Source organism: Povalibacter sp., from assembly GCF_036735925.1.
GTDB lineage: Bacteria > Pseudomonadota > Gammaproteobacteria > Steroidobacterales > Steroidobacteraceae > Steroidobacter.
Window position 1 is genome coordinate 1 of the sequence record NZ_DAINNK010000128.1, and the last position, 9,155, is coordinate 9,155.

7 protein-coding genes are annotated in these 9,155 nt (G+C 65.5%); 5 read left to right on the top strand and 2 right to left on the bottom strand.

The genetic code is table 11. The features are described from left to right. Window positions 1-1,472, bottom strand: a 1,472-nt coding sequence (ilvA, locus tag V7D81_RS22235) for a threonine ammonia-lyase, biosynthetic (RefSeq protein WP_324320440.1), incomplete at its 3' end; no start/stop codon positions are given. Window positions 1,473-1,555: 83 nt separating this feature from the next. Between ilvA and V7D81_RS22240 the strand changes: the two genes are divergently transcribed. Both V7D81_RS22240 and V7D81_RS22245 read left to right on the top strand, forming a co-directional pair. Then, the gene (locus V7D81_RS22240; protein ID WP_324320442.1) at window positions 1,556-2,890 is read left to right on the top strand and encodes an aminotransferase class V-fold PLP-dependent enzyme; all 1,335 of its coding nucleotides are present in this window, start codon (window positions 1,556-1,558) and stop codon (window positions 2,888-2,890) included. Window positions 2,891-2,897: 7 nt separating this feature from the next. Beyond that, on the top strand, window positions 2,898-3,317 hold the full coding sequence (locus V7D81_RS22245) for a hypothetical protein (protein WP_324320444.1): 420 nt from the start codon (window positions 2,898-2,900) through the stop codon (window positions 3,315-3,317). A 112-nt stretch (window positions 3,318-3,429) separates the two neighbouring features. Here V7D81_RS22245 and V7D81_RS22250 read toward each other — a convergent pair whose 3' ends face one another. After that, on the bottom strand, window positions 3,430-4,236 hold the full coding sequence (locus V7D81_RS22250) for an alpha/beta fold hydrolase (RefSeq protein ID WP_324320446.1): 807 nt from the start codon (window positions 4,234-4,236) through the stop codon (window positions 3,430-3,432). 250 nt (window positions 4,237-4,486) lie between these two features. Between V7D81_RS22250 and V7D81_RS22255 the strand changes: the two genes are divergently transcribed. The 3 genes from V7D81_RS22255 (at window position 4,487) to V7D81_RS22265 (ending at window position 8,872) form a co-directional block, all read left to right on the top strand. Continuing rightward, the gene (locus V7D81_RS22255) at window positions 4,487-6,595 is read left to right on the top strand and encodes a S9 family peptidase (protein ID WP_324320448.1); all 2,109 of its coding nucleotides are present in this window, start codon (window positions 4,487-4,489) and stop codon (window positions 6,593-6,595) included. A 219-nt stretch (window positions 6,596-6,814) separates the two neighbouring features. Beyond that, window positions 6,815-7,909 (top strand): NAD-dependent epimerase/dehydratase family protein, encoded by a 1,095-nt coding sequence (locus V7D81_RS22260; RefSeq protein WP_324320450.1) that lies wholly within the window; start codon window positions 6,815-6,817, stop codon window positions 7,907-7,909. A gap of 102 nt (window positions 7,910-8,011) precedes the next feature. Further along, window positions 8,012-8,872, top strand: coding sequence for a hypothetical protein (locus V7D81_RS22265; RefSeq protein WP_324320452.1), 861 nt, complete (start codon window positions 8,012-8,014; stop codon window positions 8,870-8,872). The last annotated feature ends 283 nt before the right edge of the window (window positions 8,873-9,155 follow it).

The following is a 9,155-nucleotide window of genomic DNA, read 5'->3' on the forward strand; positions in this document are numbered from 1 at the left end:
TACACATATTTGAGTTCCCGCACGTGCAGGTCGAAGTCGACGCTCTCCGACGGCGGCACCTGCACGCCCGCGAGCACGCGGCCGTAGTCCGAACCGTGATTGCGGTAGTGGAACAGCGTGATGTTCCAGCGCGTGCCGATCGAATGCAGGAACTTCAGCAGCGCGCCCGGACGTTCCGGGAATTCGAACCGGAACAGGCGTTCGTGTTCGATGTTGCCGGGATGGCCGCCGACCATGTAGCGCACATGCAGCTTTGCCATCTCGTTGTCGCTCAGGTCGACGACCGGATAACCGGATTCGCGTAGCTGGGCGATCGCCTGTTCCTTTTCGCGATGACCTTCATTGAGCGCCAGGCCGACGAACAGGTGCGCGAAACCGTTTTCGTTGTAGCGATAGTTGAATTCCGTGACGCTGCGCCGGCCGAGCGTTTCGCAGAAACGCAGGAAGCTGCCCTTCTGTTCGGGAATTTCTACTGCAATGGTCGCCTCGCGCTGCCCACCGATGTCGCCGCGTTCGACCACGTGACGCAGGCGATCGAAGTTCATGTTGGCGCCGGAGTTGATGGCGATGAACGTGCGTCCCTGGCAGTTCTCGCGCGCCACGTACTTCTTGATGCCGGCAACGCCGAGCGCACCGGCCGGTTCGACGATGGCGCGGTTGTCTTCGAAGATGTCCTGGATCGCGGCACAGATCTCGTCGTTGCTGACGACGATCACTTCATCGACGTACTGCTGGCACAGCCGCAACGGCTCTTCGCCGACACGCCGCACGGCGACGCCATCGGCGAACGTGCCGACGCGTTCCAGGCTCACGCGCTTGTGCGCCTGCAGCGACTGGTACATCGCATCCGCATCTTCCGGTTCGACACCGATGATGCGGATCTTCGGAAACAGGCTCTTCACGTAGACGGCGATGCCGGCAATCAGGCCGCCGCCGCCGACCGGCACGAAGATGGCGTCGATTTCATCGCCGGCGTGCTGGCGCAGTATTTCCACGCCGATCGTGCCCTGGCCCGCGATGACATCCGGATCGTCGAAGGGATGAATGAAAGCGAGCTGGCGCTCGCGCATGAGCTGCATGGCGTGTTCGTACGCCTGGTCGTAGTCCTCGCCGTGCAGCACCGCATCGCCGCCGCGATCGAGCACCGCGCGCACCTTGATCTGCGGCGTCGCCAGCGGCATCACGATCGTGGCTGGAATGCCGCGACGCTTCGCGGCCAGCGCCACGCCCTGCGCATGATTGCCGGCGGAGGCGCAGATCACGCCGCGGCTGGCCGCGGTCTGCGACAGATGCGAAATGCGGTTGTAGGCGCCGCGAATCTTGAACGAGAACACCGGCTGCAGGTCTTCGCGCTTGAACAGCACGTCGTTGCCGAGCCGCTGGCTCAGGCGCGGCGCAGCTTCGAGCGGCGATTCGATGGCGACGTCGTAGACCCGCGCCTTGAGGATGCGTTCGAGATAATCGTTGGACATTGTGAACGGAGCGTGGCCAGGCCCGGTACGGTAGCAGGAAAGTAGGCAATAATACCGGCCCTCACCCGGCCCCACTCCCGTCGATGCACGATTCCGACCGCGATCCCACAGCCCGTCTCACCCGCCGCGAACTGCTGACTTCCACTGTCACGGGCGCGCTGGCGACCGCCGCCCTCGGCACGGGCGAGGTCGCGAATGCGCAGTTCGAGCCGCCGGCGATCACCAAGGAGCTGTGGCAATGGGTACGGGTCCAGCCGGTCACGGACGTGCGCGAGGCCTGGATGAACACGGCCAGCATCGCGCCCACCCTGCGCATGGCGATGGCCTCGGAATACCGGGCGCGCGAGATCCAGAGCAACGAGTTGCCCTCGTTCGCGAACGGCAGCCGCTGGAGCGTGGAAAGCACCCGGCTGGCGGGCCGCTTCGCGCGGTTCGGCGGCTGCGACCCGGATGAAGTCCTGTTCACGCGGGGCGCGGGCGAAGGGCTGAGCCTCGTCGCCGCGGGACTCGATCTGTCGAGCGGCGACGAAGTGTTGATGACGACTCAGGAACATCCGGCCGCGCTGAGTCCGTGGCTGACGCTGGCACGCCGCCGCGGCATCGTCGTCAAGCAAGTCGCCCTGCCCGCTCAGCCCGCAACGTCGCAACTGCTGTTCGATGCCATGGCCGCGGGATTCACCGAACGCACTCGCGTGCTGGTACTGAATCACGTCCAGTATGCGGACGGCATCGTGATGCCGGTGCGTGAGCTGTGTTTCCTGGCACGGACGCGCAATGTCGTTTCCGTCGTGAACGGCTCACAGGCCTTCGGCGCGATCACGTTCCAGCTGCACGATCTGGCCTGCGATTTCTACGCGACCGGATTTCACAAATGGCTGGCCGGATCGCAGGGCAGCGGCCTGCTGTTCGCGCGCCGCGAGATGCAGGACCGGGTGTGGCCGACCGAACCCCGCGGTTTCGACGCGTCGCCACCGATTTCCACGCCGACGCGCTCCGCGGGCAACGACGACGTGCCGGCGGCGCTGCACCGCTTCGGCAATGTCGTGCCGCAGCTCTGGCCGGCATTGCGCGGCAGCGAAGCGGCACTCGATTTCCAGGAGCAGGTGAACCGTGCGCGCATCGAAGCGCGCATGCGCGAACTGGTGCTTTATGCCCGCATGCGACTGCCGCAGGTGTCAGGCGTCGAGATCCTCACGCCCAGCGCACCGGGCATGTGGGCCGGCATCCTCACCTTCCGGATGCCCGGCCGCATCGCGACCGAAGTGGCCGGTGCACTGGCGCGCATCAATCGCGTCCACGTGGCCGCGCTGAACTGGCCGGCGAGCGCCGATGCCCTGCGCCTGTCGCTGCACATCTTCAATTCGCACGACGAGATCGATCGGCTGATCGGCGGTCTGCAACAACTGCCGAAGCTGTAGAAGAAGAATGGAGCGTTCCTACCTGCTGCTGACCGGGGCCTTGAGCGGACTGGTCAGCCTGCTCGCCCACTCGGTGCTCTGGTCGATCGCCGAGATGCTGCATCCGCGCCTGCGCATTGCGAATGCATCGAACCGTCAGCTCGACGTCCCCGACATCTTCCTGCATCTGTTCGCCGGCATCGGCCTCGGCGGCCTGTTCTGGATCAGCTGGGGACTGGCGGCGCTGGTCGATGTGACCTGGTGGCAGCGCGGCCTGATCTTCGGCGGCATCACCAGCGTGATGCTGGCAACGCCGGCCGTGATCAGCACGGGGCGCGCGGGACAGATGAGCTCCGGCACCACGCTGCTCATTGCGAGCCGCTGGCTGACGACGTGCGTGATTGCGGGGCTGGCGTGTGCGTGGAGCTGGCAGCGCGGAAGCTACTGACGCCGGACAGATTCGGAAAAAACATTGGCCGCAAGAAGCGCAAAAGGCGCAAAGGTCCGGAATCCCATCCGAAACCTTTGCGCCTTTTGCGCTTTTTGCGGCTATTCCGAATTCAGCGATCGAAAAATTCCTTCGCCACCGCCGCAAACCGCTGCGGTGCCGCGCTGATGAATCCCTGTCCGTAGTCCGAGAGATCCAGCATCGTGGACGCCGGCAGGGCCGAGCGGGCGCGCGGTGCGGTTTCCCAGAACTCGTCCTTGAGGCGCATGACCAGGGTCTGCTGACGTACCAGCGGCAGGCGTTCGCCGACGGCGTATTCGGCCATTGCCGCGGCGGCGCGGGCCGCCGAGGCGCCGGCACGCAGACGGTCGGCCAGATCTTCAGCAACTGCATTGACGGGAACGCCGGGGCCGCGATTCTCGAGGGCGCGACGCCAGTCCTCGATCACGTCGCTGCCGTCTTCGCGCATCGCCTGCGGCAGCACGGTGACGCGATCCTGCGGCGAATAGCCGGGGACGCCCCACACCATCATGCGACGGACCTGCTGCGGACGGGCAATGGCGAGTTCGGCACCGATCAGCGAGCCGAGCTGGTAGCCGAACACATCGACGGAACGCAGACGCAGGCTGTCGAGAAAATCGCCGATCGCACCGGCGAGCTCGGCCACCGAGAACTTCGCGGTCGGCGCATCGGACGTGCCGTGGCCCGGCAGGTCGATGGCATACACGCTGCGGTCCGCGCCCAGCTCGCGCAGCATCGGCGCGAAGAAGCGGCCCGAACCGCCGGCATGATGCAGACACAGCAGCGGCGTGCGTTCGTCGAAGCCACCGCCGGACGGGTACGCCGTCCACACGTGCACCTGGCCGAATCGTGATTCGGCATAGGAACGGCGGATGTGTACCGAGGCGGGCTGCGGCAACGGAAGACGGCTGCGATGTTTGGCTTGAATCACTTTGAGGAGACCCTCGCTGGTTTGAGCAACTGCGCAGATCCATGTTCGTGGCAGCTGCGCAGCGTTCGACGATGAAGACGGATCTTACGATCGGGCCGGCGCGCGGAAATGGATGCAGGTCTCAGGTACGGAAACCGCAGCGCCATTTATGCGCCGGCAGGCAACTTACGTCACCTTCGATACACTCTTGGAATTCGAACGGCAGTCGAGGTTCCTGATGAGCATCACAGTTCCGGCAACTCGCCGAATTAAGGGAAAACCGTATCCGACGCTGCTTCTGTGCGCCCCGTTCGTGGTGCTCGCCGCGTTGGCAGCGACGGCCGCGCTCGCCGCCGAGCCCTACACCGCCGAGGCGATGTGGAAACTGAAGCGGCTCGGCGCACCGGCGATTTCGCCGGACGGCCGACTCGCCGTCGTGCCCGTGACGACGTACGACATCGACAAGAACAAGGGCGACGCCGATCTGTGGCTGGTGCCCACCAAGTCAGGAAAACCGCGACAGCTCACCAGCGGCACCGCCGGCGATTCCTCGCCGACGTGGAGTCCCGACGGCGAACTCATCGCCTTCGTCTCCAAACGCGGCGACGACAAGGAAGCGCAGATTTATGTCATTCGCGTCGACGGCGGCGAAGCACGCCGCGTCACCAACGTGCCCACCGGCGCCGGTTCGCCGAAGTGGTTTCCGGATTCGCGCCGCATCGCCTTCATCGCCTCGGTGTGGCCGGATCTGAAGACCTGGCCCGAAACGCAGGCGCGCCTCACTGAACGCGCCGATTCGAAAATGACGGCGAAGGTCTGGGACAAGGCGCCGTTCTCGTACTGGGATCACTTCCTCGACGATCGCCAGCCGCACGTCTACTCGATCGGCATCGACGGCGGCGAACCGCAGGCGATCACGCGCGATTCCGGTTATTCGCTCGACGTCGGCGACGCCGATCAGAACTCGTACGACATTTCTCCCGACGGCACCGAGATCGCTTTCTCCGCCAATGTCGACAGGAGCGGCATCGATCCGAACTTCGACATCTTCGTCATGCCGATCGACGGCGGCACACCGCGCAACATCACCGCCGACAATCCCGCGGACGACGCCACGCCGCTGTACAGCCCGGATGGCCGCCTGCTCGCGTATCGCAGCCAGCGCATCAAGGATTTCTACGCCGACCGCGCGCGCCCGATGCTGTTCGAGCGCAAGAGCGGCGCCGCACGCAATCTCACCGAGGACTGGGACCGCTCGGCCGATGGCATCGTCTGGTCGCCCGATTCGCAGGCGCTGTTCGGCGCCATCGACGATGCGGGCACGCGGCGCGTCTACCGCTTCGATGTCGGCGGCGGTACGCCGCGCGCCGTCACCGGCGCCAGCAGTTTCAGTTCACTCGCAGTCGCCGGCAGCGGCCCTGTCATCATCGGCCTGCGCGAGAGCTTCTCTGAACCGCCGACGCTGGTAAGCGTCATCGCCCGCACGGGCGCAGCGACCAAGCTCAGCGACTTCAACGACGCCGCACTCGCCAACCTCACGCTCGGCAAGGTCGAGAGCGTCACCTATAAAGGCGCCAACGGCGCCGACGTGCAGATGTGGGTGATCTATCCGCCCGGCTTCACGCCCGATCGCAAGTGGCCGCTGCACCTGCTGCTTCACGGCGGTCCGCACAACGGCATCACCAACGGCACGCAATGGCGCTGGAACGCGCAGGTGTTCGCGAACTGGGGCTATGTCACCGCCTGGCACAACTTCCACGGCTCCAGCGGCTTCGGCCAGGAATGGGCCGACTCGATCACGAAGGAATGGGCCGACCTGCCCTACCAGGACACGATCAAGGCCGCCGAGTGGTTCACGGCACAGCCCTGGATCGATGCGGACCGTCTCTCCGCCGGCGGCGGCAGCTACGGCGGCTATCTCGCCACCCTGCTGCTCGGCAAGCCGCATCCGTTCAAGACCCTGGTCGCGCACGCCGCGGTGTACGACCTGTACACGCACACGGCCACGGACTTCGGCGCGACCAAGCAGCGCTACGGCGAATACTGGGAAGACTTCGAGCGCCTGAACCGCAACTCGCCGCACCTGCTCGCCGCGAACTTCAACACGCCGACGCTCATCATCCACGGCCAGCTCGACCTGCGCGTGAACGTCAACCACGGCTTCGAACTGTTCAACACGCTGCAGAAGCGCGGCGTCCCCAGCAAGCTCGTGTACTACCCCGACGAGAACCACTGGATCCTCAAACCGCAGAACTCGCTGTTCTGGTACGAGACCAACCGCCAGTGGCTGGAGCAGTACAACAAGCCGGGACCGGGCGCGGCGGTGGCGCCGGCGGTTACGGAGTAAGAGAGGGAGAATGGCCGCAAAAAGGCGCAAAGGTCTCAAAGTAAGAAAAGAGAACGTTTTGGTTGGTCTTTCTGACCCTTGAGACTTTTGCGCCTTTTTGCGGCCATTCCTCTTCCGCTTGGCACAACTCGTCGCAATCCAGCCTCACTCCGTCTTTGGCGCCGCAATCCTTGCATCGTCTGCGGTTACTCTCCTCGCCTTCTTCTTCGAGGCACGACCATGAATCGACGCGATGCGATGAAACTGGGTGCGGCGACGCTGGCCGCCGGCATGTTCGGCAGTGAGGCAGTCGCGGCGACGAAATCGCTGCGGGTGCTGATCCTCGGTGGTACCGGCTTCATCGGGCCGCACTTCGTCGAGTCGCTGCGCGGCGCAGGCCACAAGCTCACGCTGTTCAATCGCGGCAAGCGCAATCCCGGCCTGTTCCCCGACGTCGAACAACTCCACGGCGATCGCCGCGGACAGGTCGATGCGCTGAAGCAGCGCGACTGGGATGTGGTGATCGACAACTCCGGCTACTTCCCGCAGGACGTGCAGCTCTCGGCCGATCTGCTGAAGGGCCACACGCAGTACTACCTGTTCATTTCCAGCATCTCCGCCTACGCCGATCTCACGGCGCCGAACATCGACGAGGACTACAAGCTCGCGACGCTGTCGGCGCCCGGCAGCGAAGATCTCAACAAGGACTACGGTGCACTGAAGGTGCTGTGCGAGCAGGCGGTCGAGAAGACCTACGGCGATGCGGCCTGCATCGTGCGGCCGCACTACATCGTCGGACCGGGAGATACCTCGGACCGCTTCACCTACTGGCCGGTGCGCGTGGCCCGCGGCGGCGAGATGCTCGCGCCTGGCACGCCGGATGGTCCGGTGCAGTTCATCGACGTGCGCGATCTCACCGACTTCGTGAAGCTGTGCGTCGAGCAGCGCATTCCCGGTCGCTACAACGCCTGCAATCCGCCGCGCTCCGTGACGATGGGCGAGCTGCTGGAGACGGCGAAGCGCATCTCGAAGTCGGACACGCGTTTCACCTGGGTCGATCTGCCGTTCATCGAGCAGCAGAAACTGCTCGACAGCAACGAGCTGCCGATCTGGGCGCCGACGACCGGCGAATTCGCCGGCGCGACGCTCGTCAGTCCGGCACGCGCCATCGCCAGAGGGATGAAGTTCCGCGACGTCTCCGTGACGGTCGCCGACACACTGGCCTGGCAGAGCCAACGACCCGCGGAACAGCAGCAGAAGCTGCGGGCTGGCCTCACGGCGGAACGCGAAGCCGAGTTGCTGAAGCGCTGGCATGCCGGCCGCGGAGCGACATAATCCGCCTGATTTCCCTTCTCCGCTGCCCCCATCCCAGCCTTCCCCCGCGAGCGGGGGAAGGGGCAAGATAGCCCGTCCGCAAAATTCGGAAACGGGGGTCCCATGAAGCGCAGCTCTGCCTCGACACGGAACGTTCGCTGGATCCTGCCGCTGCTGGCAGTCGCCCTCGCGAGCGCCTGCGCGAAACAGGAAGGCTCCGAATTGCAGTGGGCGCGCTCGGCACTGGCGCGCAACCCCGACGTGGAGATCGTCGCCGCCGACGAGAAGGCCAGCGTGTTCACGCTGCGCGATCGGCAGACGGGCGAAGTCACCGCCGTACCGCTGCAGGAAATCGCTGCGGCGCCGGTATCGCAGCTGCTGCGCAAGCCGCTGCCGCTCGCGCCGGCGACGCCGGCATCGCAACCGGCACCTGCCGACACTGCACCCGCAACGCCCGCACCCGAACCCACCCCACAGCAAGCCGCTGTGGAGCCGACGCCGATCGAACCGCCGGCAGCCGCCGAATCCGTCGCGACGACGAACGACACGAAGCCCTACGTCATCGATCGCGTCGACGGCCAGCTGCGCGTGAGCGGCCCCGGCATCAGCGTCGTCTCCGCCGGTCCGGCAGTGACCACGACGCCGCAAACGCAAGGCCCGCACGCCGCGGAGCCGATCATCTGCGAAGGCCGCCGCATGCTGCATCTCGACAACCGCAACCTCCAGGTCGAGGGCGACGCCATCACCGTACGCGGCGGCTGCGAGCTGTACATCACCAACAGCAACATCGTCGCCTCCGGCACCGGCGTTCGGGTGCACGACGGCATCGTGCACATCGCCAACAGCTACATCGAAGGGGCGGCGAGTTCCTTCGAAGCCGACAGCCAGGCGAAAGTTTTCCTCCGCGGTTCGACGTTCCAGGGTCTGCCGCGTCGCGATCAGCTCGCGACGGTGCAGGATCAGGGTGGGAATCGCTGGCGCTGAGGTTGTTCCATGCTCGCCGCGCGCGCCCTTCGGGCCGGCGACTGGCGAGGCCAGGGGGAGTGTCTTGGCGAGACCTCCGGTGAATGCATCGCGACCTCCAAGAATGTCCCCGCAGCATTTGGCCTGTGCCCACTTCACCTGCTGATTCGCTTCGCTACACCGCGTCGCTGCGTACCAACTGACTGAAGAGTGCCGATCTGCGCAGTGTTTCCCGGCCGTCGCCGGGTCCGCCAAGCCCCTCCCCCTGTCCTTCCAGTCGCAAGAGCGCGCTGCAGTGTGCGAA